Origin of the sequence: Agromyces mediolanus (assembly GCF_044917495.1) — a bacterium.
Taxonomy (GTDB): domain Bacteria; phylum Actinomycetota; class Actinomycetes; order Actinomycetales; family Microbacteriaceae; genus Agromyces; species Agromyces mediolanus_B.
In genome coordinates this window covers 35,384-52,934 of record NZ_JAVSSI010000007.1, presented here as the reverse complement: position 1 = coordinate 52,934, position 17,551 = coordinate 35,384, and the positions used below count along the sequence as shown (strand labels likewise).

15 protein-coding genes are annotated in these 17,551 nt (G+C 73.9%); 11 read left to right on the top strand and 4 right to left on the bottom strand.

Annotated features, from left to right (window positions below):
* The first annotated feature begins 72 nt into the window (after nucleotides 1-72).
* On the top strand, nucleotides 73-795 hold the full coding sequence (locus tag ROT00_RS11460) for a FadR/GntR family transcriptional regulator (protein WP_404774964.1): 723 nt from the start codon (nucleotides 73-75) through the stop codon (nucleotides 793-795).
* A complete protein-coding gene (locus tag ROT00_RS11455; protein ID WP_404774962.1) occupies nucleotides 792-1,988 on the top strand; it encodes a CynX/NimT family MFS transporter in 1,197 nt (398 codons plus the stop codon). Before ROT00_RS11460 ends, ROT00_RS11455 begins: the two co-directional genes overlap by 4 nt.
* A 139-nt stretch (nucleotides 1,989-2,127) precedes the next feature.
* Here ROT00_RS11455 and ROT00_RS11450 read toward each other — a convergent pair whose 3' ends face one another.
* Nucleotides 2,128-3,645: a serine hydrolase domain-containing protein gene (locus tag ROT00_RS11450; RefSeq protein WP_404774960.1), complete on the bottom strand. Its 1,518-nt coding sequence runs from the start codon at nucleotides 3,643-3,645 to the stop codon at nucleotides 2,128-2,130.
* Nucleotides 3,646-3,733: 88 nt separating this feature from the next.
* On the opposite strand from ROT00_RS11450, the gene ROT00_RS11445 reads away from it, so the two are divergent.
* Together ROT00_RS11445 and ROT00_RS11440 are read left to right on the top strand one after the other, a co-directional pair.
* Nucleotides 3,734-4,915, top strand: coding sequence for a sensor histidine kinase (locus ROT00_RS11445; RefSeq protein ID WP_404774958.1), 1,182 nt, complete (start codon nucleotides 3,734-3,736; stop codon nucleotides 4,913-4,915).
* On the top strand, nucleotides 4,912-5,619 hold the full coding sequence (locus tag ROT00_RS11440) for a response regulator (protein ID WP_404774956.1): 708 nt from the start codon (nucleotides 4,912-4,914) through the stop codon (nucleotides 5,617-5,619). Before ROT00_RS11445 ends, ROT00_RS11440 begins: the two co-directional genes overlap by 4 nt.
* 20 nt (nucleotides 5,620-5,639) lie before the next feature.
* Here ROT00_RS11440 and ROT00_RS11435 read toward each other — a convergent pair whose 3' ends face one another.
* A complete protein-coding gene (locus ROT00_RS11435; protein WP_404774954.1) occupies nucleotides 5,640-6,992 on the bottom strand; it encodes an FAD-binding oxidoreductase in 1,353 nt (450 codons plus the stop codon).
* 182 nt (nucleotides 6,993-7,174) lie between these two features.
* Between ROT00_RS11435 and ROT00_RS11430 the strand changes: the two genes are divergently transcribed.
* Entirely contained in the window at nucleotides 7,175-8,077 is a 903-nt protein-coding gene (locus tag ROT00_RS11430; RefSeq protein WP_404774952.1) for a CPBP family intramembrane glutamic endopeptidase, read from the top strand.
* 63 nt (nucleotides 8,078-8,140) lie between these two features.
* On the opposite strand, the gene ROT00_RS11425 is transcribed toward ROT00_RS11430, so the two are convergent.
* Together ROT00_RS11425 and ROT00_RS11420 are read right to left on the bottom strand one after the other, a co-directional pair.
* Nucleotides 8,141-9,130: an adenosine deaminase gene (locus ROT00_RS11425; RefSeq protein ID WP_404774951.1), complete on the bottom strand. Its 990-nt coding sequence runs from the start codon at nucleotides 9,128-9,130 to the stop codon at nucleotides 8,141-8,143.
* Nucleotides 9,130-10,077, bottom strand: a complete 948-nt coding sequence (locus ROT00_RS11420) for a nucleoside hydrolase (RefSeq protein WP_404774949.1) — start codon at nucleotides 10,075-10,077, stop codon at nucleotides 9,130-9,132. Before ROT00_RS11420 ends, ROT00_RS11425 begins: the two co-directional genes overlap by 1 nt.
* A gap of 168 nt (nucleotides 10,078-10,245) precedes the next feature.
* On the opposite strand from ROT00_RS11420, the gene ROT00_RS11415 reads away from it, so the two are divergent.
* The 6 genes from ROT00_RS11415 to ROT00_RS11390 all read left to right on the top strand — a co-directional run bounded on the left by ROT00_RS11415 (nucleotide 10,246) and on the right by ROT00_RS11390 (nucleotide 17,535).
* Complete coding sequence (locus ROT00_RS11415) at nucleotides 10,246-11,154, top strand: carbohydrate kinase family protein (RefSeq protein WP_404774947.1); 909 nt, start codon at nucleotides 10,246-10,248, stop codon at nucleotides 11,152-11,154.
* Between the two features lie 55 nt (nucleotides 11,155-11,209).
* Nucleotides 11,210-12,100 carry a nucleoside phosphorylase gene (locus tag ROT00_RS11410; protein ID WP_404774945.1) on the top strand — a complete coding sequence of 297 codons (891 nt, stop codon included), beginning with the start codon at nucleotides 11,210-11,212 and terminating at the stop codon, nucleotides 12,098-12,100.
* Nucleotides 12,101-12,217: 117 nt separating this feature from the next.
* Nucleotides 12,218-13,567, top strand: coding sequence for an ABC transporter substrate-binding protein (locus tag ROT00_RS11405; protein WP_404774943.1), 1,350 nt, complete (start codon nucleotides 12,218-12,220; stop codon nucleotides 13,565-13,567).
* A gap of 64 nt (nucleotides 13,568-13,631) precedes the next feature.
* Nucleotides 13,632-14,570 (top strand): carbohydrate ABC transporter permease, encoded by a 939-nt coding sequence (locus ROT00_RS11400; RefSeq protein WP_404774941.1) that lies wholly within the window; start codon nucleotides 13,632-13,634, stop codon nucleotides 14,568-14,570.
* On the top strand, nucleotides 14,567-15,391 hold the full coding sequence (locus ROT00_RS11395) for a carbohydrate ABC transporter permease (protein ID WP_404774939.1): 825 nt from the start codon (nucleotides 14,567-14,569) through the stop codon (nucleotides 15,389-15,391). The genes ROT00_RS11400 and ROT00_RS11395 overlap by 4 nt, the downstream gene beginning before the upstream one ends.
* Nucleotides 15,388-17,535, top strand: a complete 2,148-nt coding sequence (locus tag ROT00_RS11390; protein WP_404774937.1) for an ADP-ribosylglycohydrolase family protein — start codon at nucleotides 15,388-15,390, stop codon at nucleotides 17,533-17,535. Before ROT00_RS11395 ends, ROT00_RS11390 begins: the two co-directional genes overlap by 4 nt.
* Nucleotides 17,536-17,551: the final 16 nt, after the last annotated feature.

Sequence of the window (17,551 nt, the reverse complement as noted above, 5' to 3'; positions counted from 1 at the left end):
GGCCGCGCCGGCTCGGCGGGAGCGCGACATCCTTTGTCCGACATTTGGCTCTATTGCGGCTAGGCTGGATCGGTGCCCGGAATCACCCCCAACATCCCCCTGTCCGCCCAACTCGCCGACGAGCTCCGCCGCCGCATCGCCGAGGGCGAGTACGCCGTCGGCGAGCTCCTGCCCACCGAGGCCGAGCTCGCCGCCGAGTTCGAGGTGAGCCGCAACAGCCTGCGCGAGGCCATCCGCTCGCTCGTGCACGCCGGGCTCCTCGGCGCCCGCGCCGGGTACGGCACCTTCGTCGTCGCGGCGAGCGACGTCGCCCCGGCGCTCGCCCGCCGCCTCGACCACGACCGGGCCGAGGACGTCGCCGAGGTGCGGCTCCTCCTCGAGCGCGAGGGTGCGCGGCTCGCCGCGATCCGCGCCGACGACGCCGCGCGCGAGGCGATCCTCGCCGCGCTCGCCGCGCGCACCGCCGCCGAGACGGCGCCCGAGTACGCGGCCGCCGACGTGCGCTTCCACCGTGCGGTGCAGGATGCCTCGGGCAACGCGCTCCTCGCCGAGCTCTACCGCGGGGTCGGCGGCAACGAGCAGGCGCTCGCGCCGCTCAGCGGTCCCGAGGTCGACCTCGCCGCCCAGCGCGCCGCGTACGGGCACGTCGACGACGCGCACGCCGAGCTCGTCGAGGCGATCGTCGCCCGCGATCCCGACGCCGCGGCCGAGGCCGCCGAACGGATGGTCCGGCTCGCGCACGAGCAGACCGGGTTCCCCGGGCGTCGGACGAGCGGCGCCGAGGTCGCCCGGTGAGCCGCGGCGCCCGCGCGCTCAGCCCCGCCCTCGTCCTCGCCGGGCTCCTCCTCGTCGCGGCCAACCTGCGGGCCGGCATCACCACGGTCGGCCCGGTGCTCGGCGAACTGCAGCAGGATCTCGGGCTCGCGTCGCTCGAGGCATCCGTGCTCATCAGCCTGCCGCTCGTCGCCTTCGCGATCGTCTCGCCCATCGCGCCGGCGATCGCGAGCCGCATCGGCCTCGAGCGCTCCCTCGGCATCGCCCTGGCCGCGCTCGCCGCGGGACTCGTCGTCCGCTCGCTCCCGGGCCTCCCGCTGCTCTGGATCGGCACCGCCCTCCTCGGCGTCGCGATCGCGGTGCTGAACGTCGTGCTGCCCGCCGTCGTGAAGCGCGACTTCCCGAAACGGATCGGGCAGGTCACCGGCACCTACTCGGCCGTGCAGGCCGCCTTCGCGGCGCTCGCCGCGGGCGTCGCCGTGCCCGTCGCGGGCGCCTCGGCCCTCGGCTGGCGGCTGCCGCTCGGCATGTGGGCCGGGCTCGCGATCATCGCGATCGCCGTGATGCTGCCGCAGTTCCGGCGCACCACGCACCTCTCGGCGCAGGAGCTCGCCGACGCCGAGCACCCGGACCTCACCGGGCTGCGCTCGCCGTGGCGCTCGGCGATCGGCTGGCAGGTGACGGCGTTCATGGGGCTGCAGTCGCTCGGCTTCTACGTGCTCATCACCTGGCTGCCCTCGATCGAAGCCTCGGCCGGCATCGACCGGGCCTCCGCGGGGCTCCACCAGCTGCTGCTGAACGGCGCCGGCATCGCGGGCAGCCTCGCCGCCTCCGCACTCATCCCGCGGCTGCGCGACCAGCGCTGGCTCGCGGCGGGCAGCTCCGCCCTGTTCCTCTGCTCGGTGCTCGGCGTGCTGCTCGCCCCGGCGCTCGCCGCGGTGTGGGCGATCGTCGCCGGCGTCGCGGGCGGTTCGAGCATCGTCATCGCGCTGAGCTCCTTCGGACTGCGCACGAGCCATCATGCGCAGGCCGCGTCGCTGTCGGGCATGGCGCAGTCGGTCGGCTACACCCTCGCCGCCGCCGGGCCGATCGCCGTGGGGCTCATGCACGACGTCACGGGATCGTGGACCCCGCCGCTCCTCGTGCTCGCCGGGCTCGTCTGCCTCACGATCGTCTTCGGCTACCTCGCCGGGCGGGACCGCGTGCTCCGCTGAGCCGCGGCCCGCCCGCACCCGCCCAGCTTCCACACCCGAGAGGGTCGATTTCCGCCATCCGCTCCGTCTCGGAACTGGGGTGCTGTCGGAATACGACCCCCTCGGGCGCGCGCCGGGCGGGCCGGTGCGGGCGGGTGGGCTACGCGAGCGGGGCCGCCGCCCGGCGGCGCGCCCTGGCGTAGCCCGCGATGCGGCAGACGAGCGCGGCGAGACCGAGTCCGACGCACACGATCCCGAGGATCGCCGCCATCGGCAGCAGCCACACCGTCACCACCCAGTTCGTGATGAGCCCCGTGTTCGCGTTCATCAGCATCGGGAGGAGCGCCCCGGCGACGACGAGCGCCGCGATCGGCAGCATCCGCAGCACCACGAGGGGGCGCTTCGCGAACACGCGGCGCCGGGCCCAGCGGGGTGCGCGGACGATCGCGAGGATCAGCAGGATGCCGATGACGACCGTGAGGGCGAGCAGCACCGCGTTCAGCACGGTGAACGGGTTCTCGATCGGCAGGATCGGGTCGCCCATCACCCCGGCGAGGAGGTTCGCCGAGAGCTCCCCGGGGGAGCCGGCCGCATTCGTCAGCACGACCACGGCGGTGCCGTCACCCGGGACGAACACCACGTCGCCCGTCCAGGTCGCGAGGGTGCCGCCGTGGCCGACGAGCGGCACGCCGGAGGGGCTCCGCCGGTCCTGCCAGCCGAGCGCGTAGCCGTCGCTCGCGGCGGTCGCCCGGTGCAGGGTGTCGAGCGAGTCGGCGGTGAGCGGCCCCGCCGTCGCGCCGGTGTTGAACCGCATCCACCGCACGAGGTCGTCGAGGGTCGAGATCACGCCGCCGTTGCCGGCGCAGAGGCCCGGCATCTCGGGCACGTCGACCGCGAAGCCGAGCGCGACCTCGTGCCCGTCGGGCACCCCGGCGACCTCCTCGGAGCAGCCCTCCGTCGCGAGGGTGCCGTCCATCCCGAGCGGGGCGAACAGCTCCTCGGCGAGGAACGCCTCGAACGGCTGCCCCGACACGAGCTCCACGAGGCGCGCGGCGATCGCGTAGTTCGTGTTGTGGTACTCGAACTGCGAGCCCGGATCCCAGGCGAGATGCCGGTCGGCGAGCCGCGCGACGGCCTCGGCGGCGGTGCCGGCGGGCGGCAGGGCGTACTCGTCGTTCGTGCGGATCGAGAGCCCGGAGCGGTGCGTGAGGAGCTGGCGCACGGTGACCTCGCCCGCGCGCGGGTCGTCGAGCCGGAACTCGGGCAGCAGTTCGGCGACCGGGTCGTCGAGGCCGAACTCGCCGCGCTCGACGAGCAGCATCACCGCGGCCGCGGTCATCGACTTGCTGATCGAGGCGATCCGGAACGGGGTGCTCGCCGTCACCTCGCGCCCGTCGCCGTCGCGCCCGCTCGTCACCCGCTCGACCCCGCCGCTCGTGATGACGGCGGCGGCGACGCCCGGCGTCCCGTACACGGCGCGGTAGTCCTCGACGAGCTGGGCGGCGGAGGGCGGGGCGGATGCCGCGGGCGGCTCGCTCGCGGCGAGCGCGGCGGGCGCGGCGGCACCGGCGGCACCTGCGGCGAGCAGGAGCGTGGTGACCGCCGCGGCGCGGGCGAGGCGGCGGGGGACGGAGGTGCCGCGATGCGGCGCGGAACGGCGGGGGAGGAGCTGATGCATGCCTGGAACGGTATGCATCGCCGGAGGGACCGACATCACCCCGCGGGATGAGGCGGGGGTCCGTCGTTCGTGGGATCGTTGCGGCAGCATGCATCCCGACCCCGCTCCCGCCGCCCACCCCGCCGCAGCGCCCGGCCGGGGCTGGCGGCGCGCCGCCCTGGCGGGCCACCTCGTGCTCGCCCCGGCGTCGGTCGTGGTGATCGTGCTCATCGGGTTCGCGGGCGGCGGGGCGTGGCTCGTCTGGGCGACGAGCGCCGTGGTCGTCGCGCTGCACCTCTCGGTCGTGCTCGCCGCACGGTTCCCGGACGCGGGCTTCGGCCTCGCGTCGGCGGGCATGCTCGTGCTCGTGCTGCTGCCGATGCCCGGCTGGTCGCCGAGCCTCGTGCCCTCGGCGGCGTGCTTCCTCCTCGTGCTCTGGCGTCAGGCGGAGCTCGGCGGCCGCACCCGTCGGATCGTCGCGCTCGCGGTCGGCCTCGCCGGGGTCGCCCTCGCCGAGCTCGTCGCGATCTGGCGCTCGGCCGAAGCGGACCCGGCGTGGATGCGCACCGCGGAGGGCCTGCTCCTCGCCGGCGCCGTCGCCGGGGTCTGGGTCGCGGCGATCGCGGCCACCCGGCGGCGCGAGCGGGCGGCCTCCGCGCAGGCGGCGAGCATCGACGAGGCGCGGCGGGCGGAGCGGGCGGGCATCCGCGGGGATCTCCACGACGTCATCGCGCACTCGCTCACGGTCATGATCGCGCGGGCAGAGGCGGCGGCGCTTGCCACGCCGGACCCGGGCGCCGAGACCGAGCTCCTCGAGATCGCCGAGTCGGGCCGCGACGCCCTCGACGGTCTGCGGGCGATGCTGTCGGTGCTCGACGCCGACCCGGCGGCCGCCCCGGAGCTGCCGCTCTCGATCGACGCGCTGCCGACGATGGTCGCCGCGGCCTCGACCTCCCTGCACACCGTCGAGCTCGTCGAGGAGGGCGAGCGCGGGGCGCTCTCGCTCCGCGCCGAGCTCGCCCTCGTCCGGCTCGTGCAGGAGGCGATCACGAACGCGCTGCGGCACGTGGAGCCGCCGCTCGCGGTGCGGGTGCAGCTGCGCTGGACGGCGGACCGGGTGCGCGTGGTGGTGCAGGACGACGGCGGGAGCGGGCCGCGCCGGGCGCGCGGGTCCGGTTCGGGGCTGTCGGGGGTGCGGGAGCGGGTGCTCGCCGCGGACGGGGTGTTCGAGGTGACGGAGGAGGGCGGATGGCGGCTCGAGGCGATGCTCCCGGTGCGGGGGAGACGATGAGGCCGGTGCGGGTGCTGCTCGCGGAGGACCAGGCGATGCTGCGGGGGGCGCTCCGCGCGCTGCTCGAGGTCGACCCCGCGATCGAGGTCGCCTTCGACGTCGGCGACGGTGCGGCCGCCGTCGAGCTCGTGCGCGCCCACCGCATCGACGTGGTGCTGATGGACCTGCGGATGCCCCGCCTCGACGGGGTGCGGGCGACCGCGGAGATCACCCGGCTGGCCCCGGCGACGCGGGTGCTCGTGCTCACCACCTTCGACGCCGACGAGCTCGTCGTCGCCGCGATCCGGGCGGGGGCGTGCGGCTACGTCACGAAGGACATCCGGCCGGCCGCCCTGCGGCAGGCGGTGCTCGACGTCGCCGACGGCAGCGCCGCGCTCGCACCGGGGGTCGCGGAGAAGGTGATCGGACTGCTGCGTCAGGCGCCCGTCGCCGACCCGGACGCGCTCGCGCCGCTGACGGCGCGCGAGCGGGAGATCTTCGGGCTCATCGTCGCCGGTCGCTCGAACGACGAGATCGGCGCGAAGCTGCACCTCACCCGCAACACGGTGAAGACGCACGTGCGGGCGGTGCTCGGCAAGCTCGGGCTCCGCGACCGGGTGCACGCCGTCATCTACGCCTACGAGCACGGCGTGGCCCCGCGCGACGGGCTGCCCCGCGGGCGGGCGGGCGGCCCGAACGACGGCTGGGCACCGCGGCGGGCGTGACTCGAGCCCCGCGGAGCCGCTCAGGCGAAGACGCGGTTGCCGCGGAAGCGGCCGTCCGGGTCGACCCGGTGCCGCACGGCGTCGGCGCGCTCGACGTCGGCCCGGTCGAAGGCGCCCAGATAGCTCGGCTCGCCCTCGAGGAACGTCGCGAAGGTGCGGTCGGTCACCCGGTCGCCGAGCGCTGCCGCGATCGCCGTGAAGCCCGCCTGCACGGCCGGCTCGATGCCCGGGACGGCGACCGCGCGTGCGCTCACGACGTGGGCGTGCGGCACGGCGCCCGCGATCGCCGGACGCTCGGGGGCCTCGGCGAGCGCGCCGCCGAGCCCGCGGAACTCGATGAGCATGATCGCCTGCGCTGCCGGCGACTGCCACGTCTCGAGGAGCGCGTCGAGCCCCGCGGCGTCGAGGTCCGCGAAGCGGCCCCAGCCGTAGCCGCCGCTCGGCTCGGTCGGCTCGTCGGCGACGACCGCGAGCTGCTCGATGCCGATGGGGGCGATCGTGTCGAGCTGCACCGCGCCGGCGGCGCGGATGGGGGCGAGCACCGCCTCCAGCACCTCGGCGCCGTCGGTCGAGACGGCCTGCACGGTCACGATGGTGCGGCCGCGGAGCTCGGCCGGCACCGCCTCGACGTCGGGCAGCCGCATGGCGCCGGCATGCAGCGCGACCTCGCGCGGCGCCGCCGCCTGCGCCGCGAGCGCGGCGTGGAGCACGGGCGCGAGGTCGGCGCCGTCGAAGGCGAGGCGTCCGCCGACGAGCTCCCGCGCCGGGTACAGCTCGATCTCGACCGCGGTCACCACGCCGAACGCGCCGCCCGCGCCGCGCGACGCCCAGAGCAGCTCGGGGTCGTCGGCGTCGCGCACCCAGCGGTGCTCGCCGTCGGCGGTGAGCAGTTCGACGGCGATGAGCGAGGCGGAGCCCTGCCCGTGCGCGCGGCTGAACCAGGAGTGCCCGCCGGCGAGGAGGAACGGCACGGTGTGCACGACCCGGTTCGAGCCCGAGAGCGCCACGAGCCCGGTGCCCGCGAGCGCCTCGAGCAGACGCCCCCAGCCGACGCCGGCGCCGACCCGGGCGACCCGGCGTTCGGCGTCGACCTCGATCGTGTCGAAGGCCGAGGTGCGCACGAGCACGGCGCCCTCGAGCGACCCCGAGGCGCCGTGGCCGCCCGGCTGCACGGCGAGCTGCAGCCCGTCGGCGCGGGCCGCTTCGAGCAGGGCGCGGAGCTCGTCGACGTCGTTCGGGGTCGCCACGGCGGCCGGCCGCTGCTCGACCGCCCGGTTCCAGGGCGCGCGCGCCTCGTCGTATGCGGGGTCGCCGGGGACGACGAGTCGGTCGCCGAAGTGCTCGGCGAGAGCGGAGAGCGCGGTCGAGGTCATGTCGCGACCGTACCGAGGGCCGCCGACATCCGCCATCTCCAGCCCCTTCGAGCTCGGGCGCGCGGGTCGCTGGCGCGCCGTGCTTCCGTGCGGGCCATCCGCTCCGCTAGCTTCTGAACTGACCTCGACCCGTCGCGCTGCCAGCGCGAGGCGATCGGGGACCCCTGTCGAGAGGACGCCCCGTGACCGACGCCGCCGCCCCCGAACCCGCCGCCCCCGACGCCGTCCCCGCGCCGCCCGCCCGCGAGCGCGGCTGGCGCGCCTTCTGGAACCGCGGCGGCTGGTGGAAGGCGCTCATCGTCGTCGTCGTGTACCTCGCGCTGTACGAGCTGCTGCCCTTCGTCCTGCTCCCCATCATCCGGCCGCTCCTCGACTCGGATGTCTTCGCGACGCCGGGCAGCGTGTTCGCCGGGCTCGCGCTGCCCGTCATCCTCGGCTCGATCGTGCTGCTCGTCTTCGCCTGGTCGCTCGGCTGGCTGAAGCCGCTGTTCGGCCGGCAGCCGGTGCGCGGCCGCTGGTGGATGTGGTTCGCGCCGGTGCTCGTGCTCATCCCGATCCTGCTGCGCCTCTTCGGCACCGACTACGGCGCCTACTCGGTGGGCGTCATCGTGATGACGTTCGTCGCGGGGCTCTTCATCGGCCTCTCCGAGGAGCTCGTCACCCGCGGCTTCGTCGTGACGCTGATGCGCAAGGGCGGCCACTCCGAGTGGACGGTCGCCGTGGTGGCGGCGCTCCTCTTCGCGCTGATGCACTCGGTCAACGTGCTCACCGGTCAGGGGATCGAGGCGGTCGGGTTCACGATCCTCTACGCGTTCGCGTTTGGCATCCTGATGTACCTGTCGATGCGGGTCACCGGCAGCCTCGTCTGGGCGGTCGTGCTGCACGGGCTGACGGATCCGACGACGTTCCTCGCGACGGGCGGGGTCGACAAGGCCGGCGGTGCGGAGAGCCCCCTGATCGCGCTCACCGGCCCGGCGACGATCCTGCTCATCGCCGGGGCGTTCGTGCTGCTGATCTTCATCCGCGGCCGGGCGACGCCGCGCGTCGCCGGGCTCGATGCGGAGACCGAGGCACCGAGGGGCTGAGCGCGCCGCTGCGCTGAGCGCGCCGCTGCGCTGAGCGCCCCGCTGGCCCCCGGCACCAGCCGCTCAGCGGAGGCGGGCCAGGAGCTCGGCCTTCCGCGCCGCGGACGCGAAGGACGCCTCGATCGAGTTCCGGGCGAGCCCGGCGAGCTCCGCCTCGTCGAGCCCGAACGCCGAACGAAGGGCCGCGAGGTTGTCGTCGAGGTAGCCGCCGAAGTAGGCGGGGTCGTCGGAGTTCACGGTCACGAGCAGGCCGGCGTCGAGGAGCTCGCGGAACGGCAGCTCCTCGATGCGGTCGACGACGCGGAGCCGCACGTTCGAGAGCGGGCAGACGGTGAGCGGGATGCGCTCGCGGGCGAGCCGTTCGACGAGCGCCGGGTCGTCGAGCACGCGGATGCCGTGGTCGATCCGCTCCGCGCCGAGCACGTCGAGCGCCTCGCGCACGTAGTCGGCGGGCCCCTCCTCGCCCGCGTGGGCCACCCGGTGCAGGCCGGCGTCGGCCGCGCGCTCGAACACCCGGGCGAAGCGATGCGGCGGGAAGCCGAGCTCGGCCGAGTCGAGCCCGAGGCCGAGGAGCGGCGCGCCCGTGCCCGCCGCCGCTTCGAGCACCGCGTCGAGCATCCGCTCGGCCTCGTCGACCGGCCGATCGCGCAGCACGCAGGCGATGATCCCCGCGGAGATGCCGAAGCGCTCGCCGGCCGCCTCGATCGCCCGGTGCAGCCCGGCGAGCACGGTGCGCTCGGCGACGCCGCGCGCGGTGTGCGCCTGCGGGTCGACGAAGAGCTCGACGTGCGCGACGCCCGCGCGGTGCGCCCTGGCGAAGTACGCCCCGGCGAGCGCCTCGAAGTCCCGTTCGCTGCGGAGCACGCCCATGTTCTCGTAATAGAGCTCGAGGAACGACGGGAGGTTCGCGAACTCGTACCGCGCGGCGAGCTCGGCGGGGCCGTCGTACGGCAGCGTGCGGCCCTGCTCGGCGGCGAGGGCGAAGATCGTCTCCGGCTCGAACGTGCCCTCGATGTGCAGGTGCAGCTCGCAGAACGGCAGCGCGCCCGGCATCAGGCGACCAGCGCGTCGGTGACGAGGTCGAGGAAGCGCGCGTAGTCGAAGTCGCTCGCGACGTCGATGAGCGGCAGATCGGTCCACTGGTGATGCGCGCGCCGGTCGACGACCGTCATGCCGCGGGTGAGCCGCCCCTCGGTGGCGACGTCGCAGCGGAGGGACACCACGGTCGCGAGGCTCGGGTCGATCGCGGCGGCGATCGCGGCGCTGTCGATGAGGGAGCAGTACGACTGGTAGCCGCGCCCGTTCACGAAGTCGACGACCCGCACCGCGAGCTCGGCCTCGGGCCGATCGCTCGCGCGGAGGCGGTCGAGGTCGGCGGGGCGGAAGTTGATGTCGGCGTGGGTGGCCACGTCGAGGCCGATCGCGAGGAGCTCGAAGCCGGCCCGGAACACGGTGCTCGCGGCCTCGGGGTCGACGAAGACGTTCCACTCGCTGACCGGGTTGTCGCCGGTCGCCTGCGTCCACGCATACGGGGTCTCGCCGAAGGAGCCGCCGATGATGACGAGCCGGGCGATCTTGCCGGGCAGCTCGGGGTCGATCTCGAGCGCGGCCGCGAGGTTCGTGAGCGGGCCGAGGGCGCAGACGGTGAGCTCGCCGGGGTGCGCGGCGGCGGTGTCGACGATGAGCTGGGCCGCGGAGCGGGGGTCGAGCGTGCGCGCCGAGGCCGGGAGGTGCGACTCGGCGAGGCCGTCGCTGCCGTGCGAGAAGGGGTCCGCGGGGTACTCGCCGGCGGACGGCTGGAGCGGGCCCTGGGCGACCGGCAGCTCGGGGGCGCCGAGGAGGTCGAGCACGCGCAGGGCGTTCGCCGCGGTGCGGTCGGAGGGCAGGTTGCCGGTGACGGCCGTGAGGGCGACGACGTCGAGCGCCTCGTGCTTGAACGCGAGGGCGATGGCGAGCGCGTCGTCCATGCCGGGGTCCGTGTCGATCAGGACCTTCTTCATCGAATGCTCCTCTCCGTCGCCCAGCCGGGCGATGCGGTCCGCCGCGTCCTGCGGCGCCACGGTGGCCCTCGCGGGCCGAACCGGGTACGGTGATATGGGTATTGTGAACATAACAATATAACCAGGATGGCGCGAGCGGAACCCGTTCCCCCGCGCCGGGAGGGTGCAATGAAGCAGATCGCGATCCTGTCGCACATCGTCGTCGACGAGGTGCACCAGCCCGGCCGTGCGCCGCACACCGAGATCGGCGGTGCCGGCGCGTACGCCGCCGTCGGGGCGAGCCTCGCCGCCGAGTCCGCGGGCCGCAGCCTGCTCGTCTCCGGCACGGGCTCGGGCGACCTCCCGATGCTGCGCGAGTGGTGCGCCGCGCGCGGGATCGCCGACGGGCTCTTCGTGATCGGCGAGCACGGTCCGCGCACCCGCATCGACTACGCCCGGGACGGCGAGCGCGTCGAGACGCCCCGCTTCGGGCTCGAGCACTTCGACGCGCACACCCCGCTGCCCGAGCACGTCCTCGTGCCGGCGGAGGCGCTCGACGGCGTCTACCTGTTCCACGACGACGAGGCGCCCTACTGGGCCGCGATCGAGCGGTACCGCGCGGATGCCGCGGTGCCGCTCCTCTGGGAGCTCTCGGCGGCGTGCACCCGAGCCGAGCGGCTCGACGCCGTGCGCGAGCGGGCCGCGCTCGTCGACGCCGTCTCGATCAACCGGACCGAGGCCCTCGAGCTGTTCGGCGCCGCCGCGCTCGCCGAGGCGGTCGACGGGCTTCGGGCGCTCGCCCCGCTCGTGCTGCTCCGGCTCGGCGAGGACGGCTCGCTCGTCATCCAGGGCGACGCCGTCGTCCGCGTGCCCGCCGTGCCGGTCGCGGCCGTCGACCCGACGGGCGGGGGCAACAGCTACACGGGCGCCTTCCTGAGCGCCTGGACGGCGACGGGCGACCCCGTCGCGGCGGCCCGGCTCGCGTCGGCCGCCGCCTCGGTCGTGGTCGCCGCTGCCGGTGCACCGATCGTCGACGAGGCGCTGCGCGAGCGCGTGCGCCGCTCGGCCGCGGCGCTCGCCCCGGCCGGGCTCGACTGACCGCGCCATCCCGCCATCCTCTCCTCCCATCCCCCAATCGGAAAGGCCCTGCACGATGACGAACTGGGACCCCTCGGCCCTCTACGACGACTACCGCTTCGCGGGGAACCTGCCCAAGCGCGGGCTCCTCGTCGACGGCCGGCCCGCGCTCTCGCAGCTCGACCCGGCGAAGGTGGCGCGCTACGTGCTGCTGATGGTGCGCGACCCGCTGTGCGCCTACGACGACGATCCCGCGACGCAGCTGGCGGCCCGGCTCGACGACGCCGAGCTGATCGGGCGCTCGGGTATGTTCACGACCTGGAGCGGGACGCACCGCGGCGTGCCGGTGACGCTCGTCTCGGGCGGCAGCGGCTCGCCGGAGGCGGAGCTCATCCTGCACGAGCTCCTCGAGTTCACGGCGGCCGACACCTTCGTGCGGGTCGGCGGTTCCGGCGGCATCCATCCCTCCGTCGCGCCGGGCGATCTCGTCGTCTCCTCCGGCGTGGTCCGCGACGAGGGGATGACCCGGGCGTACATCCCCGCCTCCTACCCGGCGGTCGCCTCCTACGAGGTGGTCGTCGCGATGTCCCGCGCCGCTGCGGCGCTCGGGCTGCCGTACCACGTGGGGGTCACCCGCTCGAGCGACAGCGACTTCTGCGGCGTGGGCCGGCCCTCGGTCGGCGGCTACTTCCAGCCCTGGCACCTCGACATCCTGGAGACCTGGGCGCGGGCCGGGGTGCTGAACGGCGATCGCGAGTCGGCCGCGATCGTCACCCTGCCCGCCCTCTTCGGCAAGCGCGGGGGTTCGGTGTGCTCCGTCGCCGACAATGTCATCGCCGACCGGCCGTTCGTGGCGGGCGCGGGGCATGCGGCGGCGTCCGAGCTCGCCCTCGCGGGGCTCGTCGAGCTCGCGGCGATGGATGCCGAGGCCGCCGAGCGCGGCACCGGCAGGTGGCTCGGCCGCTGAGCAGGGGGCGCCGTCGAGCGGTGCGCCGTTGACGCATTGGTATCAAGGTTATAGAGTCAATACCACCTGACCAATGGTGCGCAGTGGAGCGCACCACCCGAACGGGAGGATCCCCCAATGACGAGGAAGACGCTCGTGGCAGCGGCCGGTATGGCCGTCGTCGCCGCCCTCGCGCTGGCGGGCTGCTCCGGCGATGCAGCCGGCGGCCGCCAGAAGCTCGAACTGTGGTTCTGGGGCGCCCCGCCCCAGCAGCAGCAGGTCATGAAGGACGTGCTGGTCGAGGGCTTCAACGCCTCGCAGGACGAGTACGAACTGCAGGTCACCTTCAACAACGCGGTCGACAAGAACGTCCAGGTCGCCCTCACCGCGAACAAGGGACCCGACATCGTCTACGGCTCGGGGCCGGCGTTCGCCGCGGCCTACGCCCAGGAGGGCAAGCTCGCCGACATGACGCCCTACGCCGAGAAGTACGGCTGGCAGGACCGCATCCTCGAGCCCATCTACGACTCGGGCACGGTCGACGGCAAGCTCTACTCGCTGCCGAACTCGATCGAGGACATCGGCGTCTTCTACAACACGAAGGTGCTCGACTCGCTCGGCGTCGACGTGCCGACGACGTACGAGGAGTTCGTCGGCGTGCTCGACGCCGCCGACGCCGCGGGCCTCTACCCCTCGGTCACGGGCAACCAGGGCTGGAAGCCGGTCAACCAGAACTACATCTCCCTCTTCCTCTCCCAGGTCGCCGGCGGCAAGACCGTCTACCAGGCGCTGCAGGGCGAGGTGCCGTGGACCGATCCGCGCATCGCCGACGCGGTCACCGCCTCGGCCGAGTTCTACCAGGACGGCTACCTCGGCGGCGACGACTACGCGACGCTGAACTTCGACCAGTCGATGCAGCTGCTGAGCGCCGAGAAGTCGCCGTTCTTCATCGGGCCGAGCCTCGCGTTCCAGTTCGCCTCGAACTACTTCAACGACGAGGCGGGCAACACCGACGACCTCGGCTTCATGCCGTTCCCGACCATCAACCCGGAGCTGCCGTCGCCGTACTTCACGCTCGGCACGACCGCCTCGCTCTCGATCAACGCCGCCTCGAAGAACCCCGACGGCGCCGCAGAGGTCATCGACTACATGATGTCCGAGGACTTCACGAAGGAGATGAACCGGGACTGGCCCGGCTACTGGGCGGTCCCGCTGAAGGACTTCCCGCTCGACCCCGCCGACTACGACGGGCTCTCCAAGCCCTTCGTCGAGGCGATGCGCCAGACCATCGACGGCGTGAACGCGGGAAACTACGGCTTCTTCGCCGGCACCTTCTTCCCGCCCGCGACCGCGACGCTCTTCACCGATGTCGACGGCGTCTGGCTCGGCACCCAGACGACCGAGCAGTTCCTCGACCAGGTCGAGAGCACCTTCACCGGCGAGCTCGACAAGGGACTCGTCCCGCCGCTCCCCGAGCCGGCGAACTGACCCACCGACGGAAGGGTGCGCCGCACGGCGACGCGCGGCGCACCCGCCCCAAGGAGCGAACGACATGACTGCGAACCTCGCGCCCCCGCCGGTGGCGGCCCGGCCCGGCCGCCCCGACCGGCCCGCCGCCGGCCGGAACCGCAACGCCCACCTCCGCAAGCGCACGGCGATCAACTACGCCCTCGTCGCGCCCGCCCTCGTGCTGTCGATCGTGGTCGTCGTCGTCCCGGGCATCCTGACCCTGCTCTTCGCGTTCACCGACTGGAGCGGGATCGGCTTCGACTTCTCGTTCGTCGGCATCGACAACTTCCGCGAGATCCTCGCCGACCCGGTCTTCGCGACCTCGCTGACGAACAACATCACGTGGCTCGTGCTCTTCCTCACGCTGCCCGCCATCGTCGGCCTCCTCACCGCGGCGCTGCTCCTCCGGCGCAAGCGCATGCGCACCTTCTACCAGGTGATCTTCCTCATGCCCTACGTGCTGGCGCCCGTCGTCAACGCGCTCATCTGGCAGACGATCATCTACAACCCGAACGGCGGCGTCTTCGGCGCGCTCGGCATCCCCTCGCCGACCGCCTCGATGCAGACCTCGCTCTACGCGGCCGCCGCGGTCGACATGTGGCACTACTGGGGCTTCCTGACCGTCGTCTACCTCGGCGCGATGCGGCAGACCCCGCTCGACCAGGTCGAGGCGGCCGTCGTCGACGGGGCGAACGGCTGGGGCGTGTTCCGGCACGTGTACCTGCCGAGCATCCGGCCGACGCTCATGCTCATGGGCGTCATGACGGTCATCTTCTCCTTCCTCGCCTTCGACTACGTGTTCCTGCTGACGCAGGGCGGGCCCGCGCACTCGAGCGAGGTGATGGGCACGTACGCCTACGCGTTCGCCTTCTCCTCGTTCGAGTTCGGCAAGGCCGCGGCCGTCGGCATCATCATGAGCTTCTTCGGGCTCATCGCCTCGGTGGTCTACACGAGGCTCAGCAGGGCGGAGCTCATGCGATGACCAGACCGCTGAAGCACCTCACGGGGCACCTCGTGCTCGCCGTCTTCGGCGTGATCGCCCTCGTGCCGCTCCTCCTCGTGCTCATCAACAGCTTCAAGTCGAACGCCGAGGTGCTCGAGAGCCCCTTCGGGCTGCCCGCCCAGGTGGGCCTCGAGAACTTCGTCACCGCGTGGACCTACGGCGGCTTCGGCCCCGGCTTCCTGAACAGCATCCTGCTCACCGGCACCACCGTGCTCGTCGTGCTGATCTGCTCGAGCCTCGCCGGCTACGTGCTCGCGGGGCAGAAGGTGCGACGCTGGCCGGCCATCATGGTCTACTTCACGATGGCGATGACGGTGCCGATCCAGCTGTTCATCTTCCCGCTCTACTCCGTCGTGGCCTCGCTCGACCTCACCGACAACCCGGCGGTCGTCGGCGTCATCCTCGCGGCCGTCAACATGCCGTTCGCGACGTTCATGATGCGCACCTTCTTCCTGAACGTCCCGGCCGAGCTCGAGGAGGCGGCGCTCATGGACGGCGTCAGCACCTTCCAGCTCGTCACCCGGGTGCTGCTGCCGCTCGTGCGACCGGGCCTCATCACGGTCGGCGTGATCGTCGGGCTGAACGCCTGGAACGAGTTCCTCATCTCCTCGACGTTCCTGCAGAACCCGACGTCGCAGACGCTCACGCTCGGCTTCCTCACGATGAACGGCACGTTCTCGACCGACATCGGCACGATGATGGCCGGCGCGCTGATCCTCATCGTCCCCGTCCTCGCGGTGTTCATCGCCCTCCAGCGCTACGTCGTCGACGGCATGGCGGCCGGGGCGGTGAAGGGATGACCGTGGAGCTGGATCGCGACTACGAGGCCCGCGTCTACGCCGGGGTGCTCGGCAAGCTCGTCGGCGTCTACCTCGGCCGGCCGGTCGAGGGCTGGCCCTACGGCGACATCGCCGAGCGGTTCGGCCTCGTCGAGCGCTACGTGAACGAGGAGCTCGGCCTGCCGCTCATCGTCGCCGACGACGACATCTCGGGCACCTTCGCCTTCGGGCGGGCGGTGGAGGACGCGGGCGGCGCCGAGCCGAGCGCGGCCGACGTCGGCGACGGCTGGCTGAACGCCATCGTCGAGGACCGCACCATCCTCTGGTGGGGCGGCTACGGCCGCTCGACCGAGCACACCGCCTACCTGAACCTCGTGCGCGGACTGCGCGCGCCCGAGAGCGGCTCGATCGCGCGCAACGGGCGCACGCTCGCGGAGCAGATCGGTGCGCAGATCTTCTCGGACGCGTTCGCGCTGATGGCGCCGGGCGATCCGGAGCTGGCGGTGCGGATGACCCGGGCCGCCGCGAGCGTCAGCCACGACGGCGTCGCCCTCGACTGCGCGGCCTTCTTCGCGGCGATGCGCGCGGCGGCCTTCGAGACGCGCGAGCTCGACGCGCTCGTGGAGCTCGGCCGCGGCTTCGTCGCCGACCCGCGGCTCCTCGGCGTGATCGACGAGGTGCTCGAGCACGTCGCGCCGGGCGACGACTGGCGGGAGGCCCGCGACTGGGTCGACCGCGTGCACGGCTACGCGGTGCATCCCGGTCCCTGCCACTCCCTCGCGAACACGGCGATGTCGCTCGCCGCGCTGCGGCTCGGCGGCGACGACTTCCGACGGGTGGTGGCGATCGCCTCCTCCGTCGGCTTCGACACCGACAGCAACGCGGGCACCGTCGGCTGCCTGACCGGCGTCCGTCTCGGCCTCGCCGCCTTCGACGACGCCGCCGACCTGCGCGGGCCGGTCGCCGACCGCGCGCTCGTCGTGAGCGCCGACGGCGGCGAGTGCGTGACGGATGCCGCCCGCGAGACCCGCCGGATCGCCGACGCCGCCCGCGGGCTCCGCCTCGGCCCCGGTGCGGCGGCGCCCGCCCGCCGCCCCCGCTTCGACTTCGCGCTGCCGGGCGCGGTGCACGGCTTCGAGCCCTGCCCGTACCTCGGCGCGGACTCCGCGGCGGCCCACCTCGCGTCCGTCGGGGGCGGCGCCGTCCGCATCGACGCCGCGGCGGGGCGGACCGCGGTCGCCTCGACCCCGGTCTTCCTCGACCCGCGCGACGCGATCGGCAACTTCTCGACGCTCGCGAGCCCGACGCTCTACCCCGGCCACCTCGTCTCGGCCGTCGTGAGCGACGGCGCCGCTGCGCCGGACGCGGAGGCCGCGGACGCGGTCGCCGCGGCGGACGGCGGCCGGGCGGATGCCGGCACGCTCGTGCGGCTCGGCGCGCTCTTCGCCGACGGCGACGACGTCCACGCCGAGCACGGGCCCTGGCAGCGGCTCGACGCGGGAGCGACCCAGCTGGCCTGGCGCGTCCCCGCCCACGGCACCGCCGTGCCGTTCCGCCTCGTCGTGTCGGCGCGGCGCGACGACGGCGCGGCCCCGCGACTGCTCGTGCACGAGGTTGACTGGGCCGGCGCACCCGACGGCTTCGCCCAGTCCGGGCTGCTGCTGAGCTCGATCTGGGACACGACGCCCGCCGGGCTCGCGCCCTGGGTGAGCTCGGCCAAGAACTTCGAGGCCGACTTCGCGAGCACCTTCTCGGTCTCGCACCCCGGGCCGTTCGGCGTCGTCACCACCGGCACCCGGGAGTGGGTCGACTACGCGATCGAGTCGACGCTGCGCTTCTCGCTGCACGACGCCGCCGGCCTCGTGCTGCGGGCGCGCGGACACCGCCGCTTCACCGCCGTCGTCTTCGCCGACGGCGTCCTCCGCGCGATCGAGCAGCACGACGGCGAGCGCCGCGTGCTCGCCGAGACGCCGTTCCCCGTCGAGACCGACCGGCCGTACCTCGTGCGCGCCGAGTGCCGCGCGGAGCGGCTCCTGGTCGAGGTCGACGGCGTCGGCGTGCTCGACACCCGGACCACCCGGACCGCCGGAGGCGGCGCCGGGTTCCTCATCGAGACCGGAACGATGAGCGCCGACGGCTTCCGCGTCGGCGAGCTCTCCGGCTGAACCACCACCACGAAAG

Excerpts from the sequence above, each read along its gene's own strand:
- ROT00_RS11450 (WP_404774960.1), bottom strand. The coding sequence starts at position 3,645 with ATGCATCAGCTCCTCCCCCGCCGTTCCGCGCCGCATCGCGGCACCTCC.
- ROT00_RS11445 (WP_404774958.1), top strand. The coding sequence starts at position 3,734 with ATGCATCCCGACCCCGCTCCCGCCGCCCACCCCGCCGCAGCGCCCGGC.
- ROT00_RS11440 (WP_404774956.1), top strand. The coding sequence starts at position 4,912 with ATGAGGCCGGTGCGGGTGCTGCTCGCGGAGGACCAGGCGATGCTGCGG.
- ROT00_RS11435 (WP_404774954.1), bottom strand. The coding sequence starts at position 6,992 with ATGACCTCGACCGCGCTCTCCGCTCTCGCCGAGCACTTCGGCGACCGA.
- ROT00_RS11425 (WP_404774951.1), bottom strand. The coding sequence starts at position 9,130 with ATGCCGGGCGCGCTGCCGTTCTGCGAGCTGCACCTGCACATCGAGGGC.
- ROT00_RS11420 (WP_404774949.1), bottom strand. The coding sequence starts at position 10,077 with ATGAAGAAGGTCCTGATCGACACGGACCCCGGCATGGACGACGCGCTC.
- ROT00_RS11415 (WP_404774947.1), top strand. The coding sequence starts at position 10,246 with ATGAAGCAGATCGCGATCCTGTCGCACATCGTCGTCGACGAGGTGCAC.
- ROT00_RS11410 (WP_404774945.1), top strand. The coding sequence starts at position 11,210 with ATGACGAACTGGGACCCCTCGGCCCTCTACGACGACTACCGCTTCGCG.
- ROT00_RS11405 (WP_404774943.1), top strand. The coding sequence starts at position 12,218 with ATGACGAGGAAGACGCTCGTGGCAGCGGCCGGTATGGCCGTCGTCGCC.
- ROT00_RS11400 (WP_404774941.1), top strand. The coding sequence starts at position 13,632 with ATGACTGCGAACCTCGCGCCCCCGCCGGTGGCGGCCCGGCCCGGCCGC.
- ROT00_RS11395 (WP_404774939.1), top strand. The coding sequence starts at position 14,567 with ATGACCAGACCGCTGAAGCACCTCACGGGGCACCTCGTGCTCGCCGTC.
- ROT00_RS11390 (WP_404774937.1), top strand. The coding sequence starts at position 15,388 with ATGACCGTGGAGCTGGATCGCGACTACGAGGCCCGCGTCTACGCCGGG.